Here is a 14,137-nt window from a genome sequence, read left to right on the forward strand (position 1 = left end):
GTGCTGGCTGCCGCGCTCGAACACGTCGTCAAGGGGATCGTCGACAACCCCGACGCCGTGCGCATCGTCTCGTCCACGTCGCCGCGAGGCGATGTGCTCGAGGTGCACGTCCACCCCGATGACCGGGGTCGCGTGATCGGGCGCGGCGGTCGCACCGCCAAATCTCTGCGGACCGTGGTCACCGCCCTCGCCGACGGCAGCCGCGTGCGCGTCGACGTCGCCGACGACTGATGGCCTCCGCATCCGCCGATGGAGCACGCGCGTCCGCGCCGCGCCCCGGCAAGACCCAGCTTCGTGTCGGCCGCCTCGTCAAGGCCCATGGCCTGAAGGGTGCTCTGAAGCTCGAGCTGTACACGGACGACCCCGACGGACGGTTCGTCCCCGGCGCGGAGTTCACCCTCCAGGTCCCCGACTCGTCGCCGTGGTTCGGCAAGACCGTGACCGTGCGCGAGTTCCGCTGGATGAACACGCACCCCGTTGCGTTCCTCGAAGGCGTCGACGACCGCGACGCGGCCGAATCCCTCGTGCGCGCCATCCTCTGGATCGACCAGGACGAGCAGAGCACTCCTGACGAAGAGGATGCCTGGTTCGATCATCAGCTCGTCGGCCTGGACGTCGTTCGCGACGGTGTCGTCGTGGGGCGAGTCGTCCGAGTCGACCACCTTCCCGCCCAGGACCTGCTCGCGGTCGCCGTGGGTGACAGCGAAGTGCTGGTGCCCTTCGTCAAGGCGATCGTCCCCGAGGTCGACCCCGCCGCAGGGCGCGTCGTCGTGACGCCGCCCGCCGGGCTCTTCGAGGAGCTTCCCGCCGACGACGGCCCCACCGGCGACGACGAAACGGCCGAGACCCGCGAGGACTGACGTGCGTATCGACGTCATCACGATCTTCCCCGAGTTCTTCGACGTTCTCGAGGTCTCTCTGCTCGGTAAAGCCCGTGGTAACGGGCTCCTGGATGTCCGCGTCCACAACCTCCGCGATTTCACGACCGACCGGCATCGGACGGTCGATGACACCCCCTACGGCGGGGGAGCGGGCATGGTCATGAAGCCTGAGCCCTGGGGTCGCGCGCTCGATGCGATCGCGCAGGAGGCGACGTCCGCGCCGACGTTCATCTTCCCGTCGCCGGCGGGCGAGCGGTTCGTGCAGTCGACGGCTCGTGAATGGAGCGGCCTGGACCACCTCGTCTTCGGTTGCGGCCGGTACGAGGGCATCGACGAACGTGTCTTCACTTACGCGGCCACCCTCGGCCATGTGCGACTCGCCAGTCTCGGCGACTACGTGCTCAACGGCGGCGAGGTTGCGGCGATGGCGATGGTCGAGGCTGTCGGACGTCTCGTGCCCGGCGTCGTCGGAAACCCCGAGAGCCTCGTCGAAGAGTCTCACGAGGACGGGCTGCTGGAGTACCCCTCGTACACGAAGCCCTCCGAATGGCGCGGCCTCGTCGTCCCGGACGTACTGCTGAGCGGACATCACGGCCGCGTGGCCGAGTGGCGTCGCGAGCAGCAGGTCGAACGCACGCGTGAGCGTCGCCCCGACCTGCTCACGGACTGAGTCTGGATCAGTCGACGCCGAGGAAGCCGCGGTCGGTCAAGACGATAGGACCGTCGGCTGTGACTGCCACGGTGTGCTCGCTGTGCGCCCCGCGGGAGCCGTCTGCACTGCGCAACGTCCAGCCGTCCGGGTCGGTCACCAGGCGATCCGTCGTCTCCAGCAGCCACGGTTCGAGCGCGACCACGAGACCTTCGCGCAGCGGATAGCCGCGGCCGGGCTTGCCGTCATTCGGGACGTGCGGGTCGCCGTGCATCACGCGGCCCACGCCGTGGCCGCCGAAATCCGTGTTGATGGAGTATCCCGCGCTGTGGGAGACAGCTGCGATCGCGGCGGAGACGTCGCCGACGCGGTTGCCGACCGTCGCCACCCGGATCGCCGCATCCAAGGCCACGCGCGTGGTCTCGATCAGACGGAGATCCTCGTCGCGCGGCGTTCCGACCACGAAGGAGACGGCGGAGTCCGCGACCCAGCCGTCGACGGAGGCCGCGAAGTCGAGCGAGACGAGGTCCCCGTCGCGCAGTGTGTAATCGAAGGGGAGTCCGTGCAGGACGGCATCGTTGACGGAGGTGCAGATCACCTTGCCGAACGGGCTGGCACCGAAGGACGGGTGGTAGTCGATGTAGCAGGACTCGGCGCCCGCCTTGCGGATCATCTCGTGCGCCTTGCGATCGAGCGTCAGCAGGTTCGTGCCGACCTTGGTGTCGTCCCGCAGCGTCGCCAGCACTTCAGCGACGAAACGTCCGGCCGGTCTCATCTGCTCGATCTCAGCCGGCGTGCGCAGTTCGATCATGGTGCTCCTTCGTTCCCCTCCATTCTCTCCCGGCCGCCACGCGTGTCGCGGACGCGACCTTCCGGTCCCGCTGGGCGTCCGCCCCGAGTGTCGATCGCGGGCGGCGCTCGCACCGGGTAGCCGCGTACGATGCACACATGTGGCTTCGTCGTGCCGGCTTCCACTGGCTTCTGCCGTCCGCCTTTCTGCTGCCGCTCTGGCTCTTCGTCGGCTGGACGGTCACGGGCGCGGGCGGTTGGGCCTTGCTGTGGGTGTTGTTCATCGCCATCCCCTCGGTGTTCTTCGGACAGCTCCTGCTGACGTTGTTGACCCGTCTGCGACCCACAGCCCGCGCTGAGCGCGCACTCTCGTGGTGGGATGTGGCCGGTTACGGCCTCTGGCATGCGTTGACGATCGCGCTCGGCCTCTTCGTGCAGCAGTGGTGGGCACCGGTCATGGTGTTGACGATCCTCGTGGGGGTGGCGAACATCTGGCTGCAGCTCTGGCAGCTCTGGCGCGAGGCGCGCCCGCGTGCGGTCGTGCTCCATGCGAGCGACGGCACCGCCTACATCCCGCCGACGAAGCCGAACCGAGCTGCGCCCGCGCCGGCGCACGAGGTCATCGTCGTCGAGGAAACGCTTCACCGCGACGCCTGAAGTTGGCGCCAGGGTCGGCGCATGGCAGAATGGTTGTTTGTGCCCTGACCGGTCTCTGCCTCAGGGGAGACAGCCGCGCATCCCGCGCGGTGCGGGCACCGCTTCAACTTTCATAAGAACACGTTTCGCAGCCGACCTGTGGCGGTTGCAGGAAGAGATCCCTCATGCAGATCCTCGACGCCGTCGATGCGGCTTCGCTCCGCTCCGACATCCCCGACTTCGGTCCCGGCGACACCGTCAAGGTGCACGTCAACATCACCGAGGGCAACCGCTCCCGCATCCAGGTCTTCCAGGGCGTCGTCATCGGCCGCCAGGGTGACGGGGTGCGCGAGACCTTCAACGTCCGCAAGATCAGCTTCCAGGTCGGCGTCGAGCGCATCTTCCCGGTGCACTCGCCGATCATCGACAAGATCGAGGTCGTGACGCGCGGCGACGTGCGCCGCGCCAAGCTGTACTACCTCCGCAACCTCCGTGGCAAGAAGGCGAAGATCAAGGAGAAGCGCGACCGCTGATCGCGTTCTTTCACGAAGCCCCGACCGCTCCGGCGTCGGGGCTTCGTCGTGTCCGCGGCGGCGCCCCGATGTGCGACGCTAGAGTGCGGCTCGTGCCGCCTGTATCTCGAGGAACTGCATGAGCACCGACAACCCCTCCGTCGACGACGCATCGCTGCCGCGCCGATCCCGGCCCCGCCGGCGACGTGGCGCACTGATCTTCCTCCGCGATGTGCTGGTCATCATCCTGATCGCGCTGCTCGTGTCCTTTCTCGTCAAGACGTTCCTGGTGCGCTCGTTCTACATCCCGTCAGCGTCGATGGAGAACACGCTGATCGAGCAGGATCGGATTCTCGTCGACGAGCTGACGCCGCGTTTCGGGGGGTACGAGCGCGGTGACGTCGTTGTCTTCCGCGACCCGGGCGGCTGGCTCGGCTCGTCAGTGTCCGCGCCCAGCCAGGGGCCGATCGTCGACGGCATCGAATGGGTGCTCTCGCTCGTCGGGCTCGCGGCGCCCGACAGCGACGACCATCTCATCAAGCGCATCATCGGCTTGCCCGGCGATCATGTCGTGTGCTGCAACGACCTGGGCCAGATCACGGTCAACGGTGCGCCGATCGACGAATCCTCGTATCTCCTGCTGCCCGATCCCGGCGCCCCCGCATCGTCGCTCGACTTCGATATCACGGTGCCGGAGGGATCGCTCTGGGTGCTGGGGGACAACCGCTACCGGTCCAAGGACTCGCGGTACAACCAGGATCAGCCCGGGCGCGGCTTCGTGCCCCTCGACAACGTCGTCGGACGCGCCTTCCTGATCACCTGGCCGTTCGACCGCTTCGGCGGCATCGACTTCCATCACGAGGTGTTCGCCGACGTGCCGAAGTCTGCGGGCCAGTGAGCCCGGTTCAACCGACGCTGCGCCTGGAACGGCGCCTGTGGGCAGAGCAGCGCGTCGTCGTGGCGTGCGACGAGGTGGGGCGCGGCGCTCTCGCCGGCCCCGTGGTGATCGGTGCGACCGTCATGGCGCCGCGCACCCGCCGCGTCCGGATTCCCGAGGGGCTGCGCGACTCCAAGCTCATTCCGGAGGCGCGCAGGGCGGATGTGGCCCGCGCCGCCGAGGCGTGGGTCGACGCGAGCTCCCTGGGGTGGGCGACAGCTGCAGAGATCGACGCCGTGGGCATCACGCGGGCGCTCGGCCTCGCCGCACACCGCGCTCTCGACGGCCTTCGCTCGCAGGGCGTGGAGATGACGGGTGCGGTCGTGCTGCTCGACGGGAATCACGACTACATCTCGCCGGCCGGCGCGACGCCGTACGAGGTGCGCACCGTCATCAAGGGCGACCGCGACTGTGCGAGCGCCGCGGCCGCATCCGTCGTCGCCAAGGTCGCGCGTGACGCGCACATGGTCGCGCTGCATCCGGATGCGCCCGCGTACCTGTGGGAGCGCAACAAGGGCTATGCGAGTCCTGAGCACCGTGCCGCCATCGCCGCGCACGGGCTTCACGCGCATCATCGCGCCTCGTGGCAGATCGCCGCAGCGCCCACACTCTTCTGAGACCGCGCCGACCCGGACCGCAGCCGTAGAATGGACGCACCATGGATGACGATGTCTTCGAAGACTACGACCGCGAACTCGAGCTCGCTCTCTACCGGGAGTACCGCGACGTCGTCTCACAGTTCCAGTACGTGATCGAGACCGAACGCCGCTTCTACCTCGCCAACGACGTCAACGTCGTGCGCCGCGACACCGAGCACGATTTCTACTTCGAGATCTCGATGACCGACGTGTGGGTGTGGGACATCTACCGCGCCGACCGCTTCGTGAAGGCCGTGCGCGTGCTGACGTTCAAGGATGTCAACGTCGAGGAGCTCTCGCGCCGCGACTTCCAGCTTCCCGAGGAGCTCTCGCTCGACAACTGAGCATCTCTCCTCACCCCGCGGGAAGCGGCGGGTTCTCCCCGATGCGCGATCCGGCCTGAGCGTCGGCTCCGCCGGGTCGACACGCTGGGTCGATGGCAGCGAAAGACGACCTGGGTCGAGACGGTGAGAACCGTGCCGCATCCTTCCTGATCGAGCGCGGATACCGGATTCTCGACCGCAACTGGCGGTGTCCTCTGGGCGAGATCGACATCGTCGCGCGGGAAGCCGGCGAGATCGTCGTCGTCGAGGTCAAGACGCGCACCAGCGAGCGTTTCGGGCATCCTTTCGAGGCCATCGACGCGCGCAAGCGTGCCAGGCTGTGGCGACTCGCGGTGGCCTGGTGCATCGCGCATCCCGACGAGGCTCGAGGCCGTGCGGTGCGTATCGACGCCGTGTCCGTGCTGGGGATGGATGCCGGTACCGGGGACGTCGAGCATCTGCGAGACGTACGATGACCGTCGCGCGCACGTGGTCGATCGCGCTGAACGGGCTCGAGGGTGCGCTCGTCGAGGTCGAAGCCGATATCAGTCAGCAGACCCCCGAGTTCCGCATCATCGGACTCGGCGATCGGGCGCTCGGCGAGGCGGTGCAGCGCGTGCACAACGCGTGTGCGAACTCCGGGCTCCCGTTGCCCCGACGCCGTCTCACGGTCAACCTCTCACCGGCGAGCCTGCCCAAGCACGGGTCCGGCTTCGATGTCGCGATCGCGATCGCCGCGCTCACCGCGGACGGTGGGATGGACGCGGCCTCGGTCGCCGGCACGGTGCATCTCGGCGAGCTGGGGCTGGACGGACGGTTGCGACCCGTGGCGGGTGTGCTGCCCGCCGTGGTGGCCGCGGCTCGTGCCGGACGCCGCCGGATCATCGTGCCCGCAGCGAACGGCGAGGAGGCCCAGCTCGTGACGGGCATCGAGGTGCTGCCGGCCGCCACGCTGGCGGAGGTCGCCGCTCGGCACGGTGCGGATGTCGTCGTTCCCGACGTTCCCGCACCGATGCGCGCTGCGGCAGCGGAAGAGGAGCATGAACGGCTGGATCTGTCGGACGTCATCGGTCAGCGTGAGGCGGTGGAGGCGCTCGTTGTCGCCGCGGCGGGCGGCCATCACCTGCTGATGAGCGGGCCGCCCGGGGCGGGCAAGACGATGCTCGCGCGGCGGCTGCCGGGCATCCTGCCCCCGCTCGATCGCGAGGCGGCTCTCGCCGTGGCATCGATCCGCTCGCTGTCGGGCGAGGCCGTGACCTCGCTCACCCGCATCCCGCCGCTGGAGGCGCCGCACCATACGGCCAGCGTCGCAGCGCTCGTCGGAGGCGGATCCCGTGTCATCCGCCCCGGCGCGATCGCCCGCGCCAGCGAGGGCGTGCTGTTCCTCGACGAGGCGGGGGAGTTCCCCGCGAGTGTCCTCGATGCCCTGCGGCAGCCGCTCGAACGGGGCGACATCCACATCCACCGCTCCGGGGTCAGCGTGCGTTATCCCGCGCGATTCCAGCTCGTTCTCGCCACCAATCCCTGTCCGTGCGGCAACTACGGGGTGCGGGGAGCGACGTGCGAGTGCCCGCCCTCCGCGATCCGCCGCTATCTGGGTCGGCTGTCCGGTCCGCTCCTCGATCGTGTGGACATCGATCTCCCGATGCGTCGTGTCGTCGCCGTGGGCATGGATGCCGCGGTCGGGCGCGTCTCGACAGCGGACGCGGCGAGACGGGTGGCGGATGCGCGTGCGCGTACTGCGGAACGATTGGCGACAACGCCGTGGCGAAGGAATGTCGATGTTCCGGGCCGTTGGTTGCGCGAAGGGCCCTCGGCGCCGCCCGCGTCTGTGCGGGCCCCGCTCGACGCGGCACTCGAGAGGGGCCAGCTGACCCTACGCGGGTACGACCGGGTCCTGCGCTTGGCATGGACGTTGGCCGATCTCGCGCAGCGTTCCGTTCCGACCCAGGAGGACATCGGCCGGGCGCTCTTCATGAAGCGGGGGATCGCCGCATGAACGTCGACGCCGTCATCGAGCGGATGCTGCCGTTGCTGGGGGAGCGGGCGACGCCGGAGCGGGCGGCCCGGGTGTTCTGGAGCGGCATCGCGGAGCCTGGCGACGCGGTCGCGGGGGCTCTGCTGGCGGCTGTTCCCGCTCCGGCGGCGCTGCGCATCGCCGCGTACCCTGCGGAGATCGCACGGGTCACGGGTGCCGAGCCCCGTGCCGCCGCGGACGCCTCCGCACGATGGCTCCCGCGCCTCCACGACGACCTCGTGACCGACGCCCTGAAACGTGCGCGGCGGGGGCGGGTGGCGATCCTGGTTCCCTCGGATCCGGAGTGGCCCCAGTCGGTCGACGACCTGGCTGATCACGCCCCGCTCGCGCTGTGGGTGCGGGGCGACCCACGTGCGCTCGGTGCACCGTCCGTCGCGCTCGTCGGCGCACGGGCGGCAACCCCCTACGGCGAGCACGTGGCGGGTGAGCTCGCGGCTGGCCTCGCCGGCGCGGGGATCTCGGTCGTGTCGGGCGCCGCCTACGGGATCGACGGAGCAGCGCACCGCGGCGCGCTCGCCAGTCGCCAGGGCGCGACCGTCGCCGTGCTCGCGGGCGGGTGCGATCGGGCCTATCCGGCCGGGCACGAAGAGATGCTCGGACGCATCGCCGATGCCGGGGCGGTGGTCGCAGAAGTCCCATGCGGCGGTGCGCCGACCAAGTGGCGATTCCTCGCCCGCAATCGCGTCATCGCCGCCCTCTCGCGCGCGACGGTCGTCGTCGAGGCGGGTGCGCGCAGCGGCTCCCTCAACACCGCCGGACACGCGGCATCGCTCGGGCGTCCCTTGGGTGCCGTGCCCGGACCGGTCACGAGTCCCGCGTCGCTCGGATGTCACCGACTTCTGCGTGAGTATGACGCCGTGTGCATCACCGACGCCGCCGAGGCGCGGGAGCTCGCCGGACTCGGCACGGCCCAGCCTCTCGCCGTCGCCGGTGCGTGGACCGACGAGCGCACGAGGGTGCGCGATGCGCTGAGCGCCCGGATCGGACGGGAGGCGGCGGAGCTGGCGGCGCGGTCGGGGCTGGCCGTCGCAGAGGTCGAGGCCATCCTGGGGATCCTGCTCATGGAGGGCTCCGTCGTGGGGGATGACGGCGGGTGGCGACGCTCTGCAGGGCGGTGACTGGCATGCTGGCTGCATGATGCTGGCGAGTGCGATCGAGGCGTGGTGCGACCACCTCGCCGACGTGCGTCGCCTCTCGCCGGCCACGGTGCGCGCATACGGGTCCGACCTGCGCGACTTCGTGGCGCTCTCCGGTGTCGAACAGGTGGCCGACGCCGACCTGGAGGAGCTGCGCGAGTGGCTCTGGAAGGCGACGAACCGCGGCGACAGCCGCGCGACGATCGCGCGGCGCACCGCATCCGCCCGCGGTTTCTTCGGATGGGCGCGGGAGCAGGGGATCATCCCGACCGACCCGAGCCTTCGACTCATCGCGCCCAAGCGCGGTCGCACGCTCCCCGCGGTCGCGAGCGCCCCCGCTCTGCGCGAGCTGCTGGGCGACCTGGCCCGCGACAGCGCGGACGGCGACCCCGTGGTGCTTCGGGACCGCGCCGTGCTGGAGCTGCTCTACGGCGCGGCTCTGCGGGTGTCGGAACTGTGCGCTCTGCGGAGCCGAGACCTCGACCGCGAGCGCCGCACCGTCCGGGTCACGGGAAAGGGCAGCAAGGAACGTGTTGTTCCGTACGGTGCGCCCGCCGACGAAGCTGTCAGCGCGTATCTGGTCCGCGCGCGACCCGTCCTCGCAGCCCGCGCCGGTGAGCGCCCGTCGGACGCTCTGTTCCTCGGGGTCCGAGGGGGCGCGTTGGGGCCACGGAGCGTGTACGACCTGGTCGCCCGCACGGTGGGCCCCGTCATCGGTCGATCCGCCGGACCCCATGCCCTGCGTCACTCTGCCGCGACGCATCTGCTCGACGGCGGCGCGGACCTGCGCGCCGTGCAGGAGATGCTCGGGCACGCCAACCTCGGCACCACGCAGATTTACACGCACGTCTCGCACGAGCGGCTCGCGGCGACCTACCGACAAGCCCACCCACGGGCATGACGTCGACCGCCGCGCCGCGTACCGTGAAGACATGACAACGCGCCGACTGGGCCACATCGCGATCCTCGTCGCGGCCGCGGCAGTGCTGACCGGATGCGGCGGCGTCGCGGGTCCGCGTCAGACCGTCTTGCCGGACCCGCCGAGTAAGGCTCCGCAGACATCGCCCGCCACACCCGTCCCCACCGGCCCGGCGACTCCCGTGCCCTCCGCGACCTCGGCGCCGCCCGCTGCGGAGGGCACGCTCGTGTGCAGCGGCGGGACGACGGAGGTCTCAGGAGCGGATCAGGCCTTCGTTCTCACCGGGGATTGCTCGAGCGTGATGATCGGCGGCACGGGCCTGCGCGTCGACGCGACACAGGCGACGCTGGGCTCCGTTCAGCTCTCGGGGGACCGGAACGACCTGCGCGCGGCGGACATCTCGATGCTCTCAGTGGGAGGACAGGACAACACCGTCGACGTAGCGATGCTCTCGACGGTGGCGCTGAACGGCGATCGCAACTCCGTGAGCGCGGCGGGCTTCACGGCGCTGACCGTGTCCGGAAACGACAACACGGTGCGCGCGGACAGTCAGGGCGCGGTGACCGACAACGGTCAACGCAACACCGTCACCGGTCGCTGACCTCAGCAGCACGGCAGCAGAACGGCGCGGGGCACGCCGCCCAGCAGGAGCAGTGGGTTGATGTAGACGCCGTCGCGTCGCGCGCCGAGATGGACAGTGCCACCGGTGGCGTGCCCGCCGTCGGCCAGCGTTCCCACGACGTCGCCGGCGCTCAGCCTGGTTCCCGGCGACAGTGTCGTGGCGACGGGCTCGAGCGTGCTCACCAGGCCATCCCCATGGTCGATCGTGATGACGGGGCGATCGACGACGATTCCGGCGAAGAGGACCACCCCGTCATCGGGGGCGACGACGGTGTCGCTGCCGGCCTCGATATCGATCCCGCGATGCCCGGCCGCGTAGTCGTGGGCGGGCTGCCGGTAGGGCTCGAGCACGCGGCCCAGGACGGGCCACGTCCACGAGTTCCCCTCGTCCGTAGCGGATGCGGTGGTGCGGGCCGCCGGTGACCCGGCGGCTGCGGCCGAGGGGGCCGCGAGAACGAGCAGACCGACGGCGAGTGCGGCGGCGCGGCGGACGCGGGTGAGTGCGGGCATGTCCTCACCGTGCCCCGGGATCGCGGCCCGTGCGGTCCGCGCACGCGGTGGCGGGGACGGCTCGCCCGGGTGTGACGGCGGGGGAGGAGAGCTCGCTCGCCGACGCCGTGGGGCGGGCTGGCGGCTGATACACTTGAGGCGCGCCTCGCATGTCGAGGTGACTCCGCGTGCCCCGAGTGGGAAGAACCCGCGGCATATCCACCCTACGGTCCCGTCTTCGGACGGGCGGGTGCGTGCCGGGCACCAGGCTCGTCGACCGATCGGTTCGACGCGAACAACCGCAACAGAAGGAGAACGGCCATGGCCGTCGTCACCATTCGCCAGCTGCTCGACAGCGGCGTCCACTTCGGACACCAGACCCGCCGGTGGAACCCGAAGGTCAAGCGCTTCATCCTCACGGAGCGCTCCGGCATCCACATCATCGACCTCCAGCAGTCGCTGTCGTACATCGACAAGGCGTACGAGTTCGTCAAGGAGACCGTCGCTCACGGTGGCACGGTTCTGTTCGTCGGCACCAAGAAGCAGGCGCAGGAAGTCATCGCCGAGCAGGCGACGCGCGTGGGCCAGCCCTACGTGAACCAGCGCTGGCTCGGTGGCCTGCTGACCAACTTCTCGACCGTCAGCAAGCGTCTCGCCCGCATGAAGGAGCTCGAAGAGCTCGACTTCGAGGACCCGGCGGCCAGCGGCTTCACGAAGAAGGAGCTGCTGCTCAAGAAGCGCGAGCTCGACAAGCTTCACAAGTCGCTCGGCGGTATCCGTAACCTCACCAAGACCCCGTCGGCCATCTGGATCGTCGACGCCAAGCGCGAGCACCTCGCCGTCGATGAAGCCATCAAGCTGGGCATCCCGGTCATCGGCATCCTCGACACGAACGCCGACCCGGACGAGTTCCAGTTCCCGATCCCCGGCAACGACGACGCGATCCGCTCCGTCTCGCTGCTGACGCGCATCATCGCGGACGCCGCTGCCGAAGGCCTGCAGCAGAAGCACAACCCCGAGTCGGGTGCCGAAGAGCCCCTGGCCGAGTGGGAGCGCGAGCTCCTCGAGCAGGGTGCTCCCGTCGCCGAAGGCGCTGACGCGGTCGTCGCATCGACCGAGTCCGCCGCAGACGAGGCGGCTGCCGAGGAGCAGGTCGAGGCCGTCGCTGCCGCTTCGGGTGAGAGCGTCGAGGCCGTCGCCGAGGCCGAGGCCACCGACAAGTAATCAGCGCGTCCCCTGGACCCGCTACGATCGGCGCGGCCGCGAACCGGCCGCGCCGATCGGCATCCGCGAGAACTCTCCCAACAGAAGGAGCCGCCACTCATGGCAAACTTCACCATCGCCGACATCAAGGCTCTGCGCGAGCAGCTCGGCACGGGCATGGTCGACACCAAGAAGGCGCTCGAGGAAGCCGACGGCGACCTCGAGAAGGCCGTCGAGATCCTCCGCCTCAAGGGCGCGAAGGGCAACGCGAAGCGTGCGGACCGTTCGACCAGCGAGGGCCTCGTGGCCGCGCGCGAGGTCGACGGCAAGGTCACGCTCATCGAGCTGAACACCGAGACCGACTTCGTCGCCAAGAACGAGCGCTTCATCGCTCTGGCAGACAAGGTCGTCGAGGCTGCTGCCGCCGTCGCCGCCGACTCCGTCGAGGCCGCGCTGGCCGCGCCAGTGGACGGCAAGACCGTCGAGCAGCTCATCTCCGACGAGGCCGCCATCATCGGCGAGAAGGTCGAACTGCGTCGTGTGCGCACTCTCTCGGGCGACCACGCCGAGGTGTACCTCCACAAGACCAGCAAGGACCTCCCGCCGCAGGTCGGCGTCGTGCTGATCTACTCGGGTGACGACGCGGAGACGGCGCGCAGCATCGCGCAGCACATCTCGTTCGCGAACCCCTCCTACCTTTCCCGCGACGACGTGCCCGAGGCCGACGTCGAGAAGGAGCGCGAGATCGTCACCGAGATCTCCCGCAACGAGGGCAAGCCCGAGGCCGCGCTGCCGAAGATCGTCGAGGGTCGCGTGAACGCGTTCTTCAAGCAGGTCGCCCTGCTCGATCAGGACTACGCGCGCGACAACAAGCTGTCCGTCGCGAAGGTCGCCTCCGACGCGGGGCTCACCCTCACCGACTTCGCCCGCTTCAAGGTCGGCGCGTAAGTCGCTCGAAAGGCCCGCATCGTCGTCGGTGCGGGCCTTTCGCATGCCGTAGTTTTGACCCGACGAGAAGAGGACGCACACATGGACGAATCGACCGGGCGCCGTCGCGTCCTTCTGAAGCTTTCCGGGGAGGCCTTCGGGGCCGGCTCGCTGGGGGTCAACCCCGACATCGTGAGCCAGATCGCTCGTGAGATCGCCGCGGCGGTCGACGAGGTCGAGATCGCGATCGTCGTCGGTGGCGGCAACTTCTTCCGTGGCGCCGAGCTCAGCCAGCGCGGCATGGACCGCGGTCGTGCGGACTACATGGGCATGCTCGGCACGGTCATGAACGCGCTCGCTCTGCAGGACTTCCTGGAGCAGGCCGGTGCCGCGACCCGCGTTCAGTCCGCGATCGAGATGACGCAGGTCGCCGAACCTTACATCCCGCGTCGCGCGCAGCGACACATGGCCAAGGGGAGGGTCGTGATCTTCGGTGCGGGAGCGGGCCTCCCGTACTTCTCCACGGATACCGTCGCGGCGCAGCGTGCGCTCGAGATCGGCGCCGACGAGGTCCTCGTCGCGAAGAACGGTGTGGACGGGGTCTACACGGCAGACCCCAACAAGGACTCCTCGGCGGTCAAGCTCGACCGGATCACTTACAACGATGCGCTCATGCAGGGACTCAAGGTGGTCGACTCCACGGCCTTCAGCCTCTGCATGGACAACCGCATCGACATGCGGGTGTTCGGAATGGAGCCCGCAGGCAACGTCACGCGCGCCCTGCGCGGCGACGAGATCGGCACGCTCGTCACGGCGTGACCTCCGCGTGCGGGGGCCACCCCGCCACTAGACTCGAAAACTGCTGGATATGAGGGAGTTACCGTGATCGCCGATGTGCTGACCGAAACCGCCGGACGTATGGAACGGGCCGTGGAAGCGGCCAAGGAAGACTTCTCGACCGTCCGAACCGGGCGCGCCAACCCGCAGCTCTTCCAGAAGCTGAACGTGGAGTACTACGGCACCCCGACTCCACTCGCGCAGCTCGCGTCGCTCAACAACCCGGAGGCGCGCACGATCATCGTGACGCCCTACGACAAGTCGGCGCTGAAGGCGATCGAGCAGGCGATCCGCGACATGCCCAATCTCGGGGCCAACCCCACGAACGACGGCAACATCATCCGCGTCACGATGCCCGAGCTCACGCAGGATCGCCGCAAGGAGTACGTCAAGCTCGTGCGCAGCAAGGGTGAGGACGCGAAGGTTCATGTGCGCGGCATCCGTCGCAAGGCCAAGGACGAGCTCGACGCGCTCAAGTCCGAAGTCGGCGAGGACGACCTCGTGCGCGCGGAAAAGGACCTCGACGCTCTGACGCGCTCGCACGTCGACGCGATCGACGAGGCGCTCAAGCGCAAAGAAGCCGAGCTCCTCGAGGTCTGACG

At 69.3% G+C, this 14,137-nt stretch carries 19 protein-coding genes; 17 read left to right on the forward strand and 2 right to left on the reverse strand.

Translation table 11 applies throughout. The annotated features are described in order from the left end of the window. Genes SK224_RS07725 through trmD form a run of 3 tightly spaced genes read left to right on the forward strand, consistent with a single transcriptional unit; the run spans position 1 to position 1,551 of the window. The gene (locus SK224_RS07725) at positions 1 to 231 is read left to right on the forward strand and encodes an RNA-binding protein (protein WP_137417151.1); all 231 of its coding nucleotides are present in this window, start codon (positions 1 to 3) and stop codon (positions 229 to 231) included. Further along, positions 231 to 860 (forward strand): ribosome maturation factor RimM, encoded by a 630-nt coding sequence (gene rimM, locus SK224_RS07730; RefSeq protein ID WP_320434150.1) that lies wholly within the window; start codon positions 231 to 233, stop codon positions 858 to 860. The genes SK224_RS07725 and rimM overlap by 1 nt, the downstream gene beginning before the upstream one ends. A gap of 1 nt (position 861) precedes the next feature. Continuing rightward, positions 862 to 1,551 carry a tRNA (guanosine(37)-N1)-methyltransferase TrmD gene (gene trmD, locus SK224_RS07735; protein ID WP_320434151.1) on the forward strand — a complete coding sequence of 230 codons (690 nt, stop codon included), beginning with the start codon at positions 862 to 864 and terminating at the stop codon, positions 1,549 to 1,551. A gap of 7 nt (positions 1,552 to 1,558) precedes the next feature. Here trmD and map read toward each other — a convergent pair whose 3' ends face one another. Next, complete coding sequence (gene map, locus SK224_RS07740; RefSeq protein ID WP_320434152.1) at positions 1,559 to 2,341, reverse strand: type I methionyl aminopeptidase; 783 nt, start codon at positions 2,339 to 2,341, stop codon at positions 1,559 to 1,561. A gap of 137 nt (positions 2,342 to 2,478) precedes the next feature. On the opposite strand from map, the gene SK224_RS07745 reads away from it, so the two are divergent. From SK224_RS07745 to SK224_RS07790, 10 genes are all read left to right on the forward strand, one after another. Next, entirely contained in the window at positions 2,479 to 2,976 is a 498-nt protein-coding gene (locus tag SK224_RS07745; RefSeq protein WP_320434153.1) for an MFS transporter permease, read from the forward strand. A 164-nt stretch (positions 2,977 to 3,140) separates the two neighbouring features. Further along, a complete protein-coding gene (gene rplS / locus SK224_RS07750; protein WP_137417146.1) occupies positions 3,141 to 3,488 on the forward strand; it encodes a 50S ribosomal protein L19 in 348 nt (115 codons plus the stop codon). Positions 3,489 to 3,606: 118 nt separating this feature from the next. Beyond that, positions 3,607 to 4,365: a signal peptidase I gene (gene lepB / locus SK224_RS07755; protein ID WP_320434154.1), complete on the forward strand. Its 759-nt coding sequence runs from the start codon at positions 3,607 to 3,609 to the stop codon at positions 4,363 to 4,365. Continuing rightward, on the forward strand, positions 4,362 to 5,021 hold the full coding sequence (locus SK224_RS07760; protein WP_320434155.1) for a ribonuclease HII: 660 nt from the start codon (positions 4,362 to 4,364) through the stop codon (positions 5,019 to 5,021). Before lepB ends, SK224_RS07760 begins: the two co-directional genes overlap by 4 nt. 41 nt (positions 5,022 to 5,062) lie before the next feature. After that, complete coding sequence (locus SK224_RS07765) at positions 5,063 to 5,386, forward strand: DUF2469 family protein (RefSeq protein ID WP_137417143.1); 324 nt, start codon at positions 5,063 to 5,065, stop codon at positions 5,384 to 5,386. A gap of 92 nt (positions 5,387 to 5,478) precedes the next feature. After that, complete coding sequence (locus SK224_RS07770; RefSeq protein ID WP_320434156.1) at positions 5,479 to 5,841, forward strand: YraN family protein; 363 nt, start codon at positions 5,479 to 5,481, stop codon at positions 5,839 to 5,841. After that, positions 5,838 to 7,364: a YifB family Mg chelatase-like AAA ATPase gene (locus SK224_RS07775; RefSeq protein WP_320434157.1), complete on the forward strand. Its 1,527-nt coding sequence runs from the start codon at positions 5,838 to 5,840 to the stop codon at positions 7,362 to 7,364. Before SK224_RS07770 ends, SK224_RS07775 begins: the two co-directional genes overlap by 4 nt. Then, entirely contained in the window at positions 7,361 to 8,521 is a 1,161-nt protein-coding gene (gene dprA, locus SK224_RS07780; RefSeq protein ID WP_320434158.1) for a DNA-processing protein DprA, read from the forward strand. Before SK224_RS07775 ends, dprA begins: the two co-directional genes overlap by 4 nt. Positions 8,522 to 8,537: 16 nt before the next feature. Continuing rightward, positions 8,538 to 9,440: a tyrosine recombinase XerC gene (locus SK224_RS07785; protein WP_320434159.1), complete on the forward strand. Its 903-nt coding sequence runs from the start codon at positions 8,538 to 8,540 to the stop codon at positions 9,438 to 9,440. Positions 9,441 to 9,471: 31 nt separating this feature from the next. After that, positions 9,472 to 10,059: a DUF3060 domain-containing protein gene (locus SK224_RS07790; protein WP_320434160.1), complete on the forward strand. Its 588-nt coding sequence runs from the start codon at positions 9,472 to 9,474 to the stop codon at positions 10,057 to 10,059. Between the two features lie 2 nt (positions 10,060 to 10,061). Here the strand turns inward: SK224_RS07790 and SK224_RS07795 are convergent, their stop codons facing one another. Beyond that, the gene (locus SK224_RS07795) at positions 10,062 to 10,589 is read right to left on the reverse strand and encodes a M23 family metallopeptidase (RefSeq protein ID WP_320434161.1); all 528 of its coding nucleotides are present in this window, start codon (positions 10,587 to 10,589) and stop codon (positions 10,062 to 10,064) included. Positions 10,590 to 10,889: 300 nt separating this feature from the next. On the opposite strand from SK224_RS07795, the gene rpsB reads away from it, so the two are divergent. The 4 genes from rpsB to frr all read left to right on the forward strand — a co-directional run bounded on the left by rpsB (position 10,890) and on the right by frr (position 14,135). Continuing rightward, the gene (gene rpsB, locus SK224_RS07800) at positions 10,890 to 11,792 is read left to right on the forward strand and encodes a 30S ribosomal protein S2 (RefSeq protein WP_320434162.1); all 903 of its coding nucleotides are present in this window, start codon (positions 10,890 to 10,892) and stop codon (positions 11,790 to 11,792) included. 99 nt (positions 11,793 to 11,891) lie between these two features. Next, positions 11,892 to 12,719: a translation elongation factor Ts gene (tsf, locus tag SK224_RS07805; protein ID WP_243227705.1), complete on the forward strand. Its 828-nt coding sequence runs from the start codon at positions 11,892 to 11,894 to the stop codon at positions 12,717 to 12,719. 81 nt (positions 12,720 to 12,800) lie between these two features. Continuing rightward, complete coding sequence (gene pyrH / locus SK224_RS07810; protein WP_320434163.1) at positions 12,801 to 13,517, forward strand: UMP kinase; 717 nt, start codon at positions 12,801 to 12,803, stop codon at positions 13,515 to 13,517. Between the two features lie 63 nt (positions 13,518 to 13,580). Continuing rightward, positions 13,581 to 14,135: a ribosome recycling factor gene (gene frr, locus SK224_RS07815; RefSeq protein ID WP_320434164.1), complete on the forward strand. Its 555-nt coding sequence runs from the start codon at positions 13,581 to 13,583 to the stop codon at positions 14,133 to 14,135. The last annotated feature ends 2 nt before the right edge of the window (positions 14,136 to 14,137 follow it).

The organism is Microbacterium sp. BG28 (assembly GCF_034044005.1).
Taxonomy (GTDB): domain Bacteria; phylum Actinomycetota; class Actinomycetes; order Actinomycetales; family Microbacteriaceae; genus Microbacterium.

What these genes read in the sequence shown, in the direction of transcription:
- SK224_RS07775 (WP_320434157.1), top strand. Translation starts at nt 5,838, where the DNA reads ATGACCGTCGCGCGCACGTGGTCGATCGCGCTGAACGGGCTCGAGGGT.
- pyrH (WP_320434163.1), top strand. Translation starts at nt 12,801, where the DNA reads ATGGACGAATCGACCGGGCGCCGTCGCGTCCTTCTGAAGCTTTCCGGG.
- rpsB (WP_320434162.1), top strand. Translation starts at nt 10,890, where the DNA reads ATGGCCGTCGTCACCATTCGCCAGCTGCTCGACAGCGGCGTCCACTTC.
- tsf (WP_243227705.1), top strand. Translation starts at nt 11,892, where the DNA reads ATGGCAAACTTCACCATCGCCGACATCAAGGCTCTGCGCGAGCAGCTC.
- rimM (WP_320434150.1), top strand. Translation starts at nt 231, where the DNA reads ATGGCCTCCGCATCCGCCGATGGAGCACGCGCGTCCGCGCCGCGCCCC.
- lepB (WP_320434154.1), top strand. Translation starts at nt 3,607, where the DNA reads ATGAGCACCGACAACCCCTCCGTCGACGACGCATCGCTGCCGCGCCGA.
- SK224_RS07765 (WP_137417143.1), top strand. Translation starts at nt 5,063, where the DNA reads ATGGATGACGATGTCTTCGAAGACTACGACCGCGAACTCGAGCTCGCT.
- SK224_RS07770 (WP_320434156.1), top strand. Translation starts at nt 5,479, where the DNA reads ATGGCAGCGAAAGACGACCTGGGTCGAGACGGTGAGAACCGTGCCGCA.
- SK224_RS07790 (WP_320434160.1), top strand. Translation starts at nt 9,472, where the DNA reads ATGACAACGCGCCGACTGGGCCACATCGCGATCCTCGTCGCGGCCGCG.
- SK224_RS07795 (WP_320434161.1), bottom strand. Translation starts at nt 10,589, where the DNA reads ATGCCCGCACTCACCCGCGTCCGCCGCGCCGCCGCACTCGCCGTCGGT.
- dprA (WP_320434158.1), top strand. Translation starts at nt 7,361, where the DNA reads ATGAACGTCGACGCCGTCATCGAGCGGATGCTGCCGTTGCTGGGGGAG.
- map (WP_320434152.1), bottom strand. Translation starts at nt 2,341, where the DNA reads ATGATCGAACTGCGCACGCCGGCTGAGATCGAGCAGATGAGACCGGCC.
- SK224_RS07785 (WP_320434159.1), top strand. Translation starts at nt 8,538, where the DNA reads ATGATGCTGGCGAGTGCGATCGAGGCGTGGTGCGACCACCTCGCCGAC.
- SK224_RS07745 (WP_320434153.1), top strand. Translation starts at nt 2,479, where the DNA reads ATGTGGCTTCGTCGTGCCGGCTTCCACTGGCTTCTGCCGTCCGCCTTT.
- rplS (WP_137417146.1), top strand. Translation starts at nt 3,141, where the DNA reads ATGCAGATCCTCGACGCCGTCGATGCGGCTTCGCTCCGCTCCGACATC.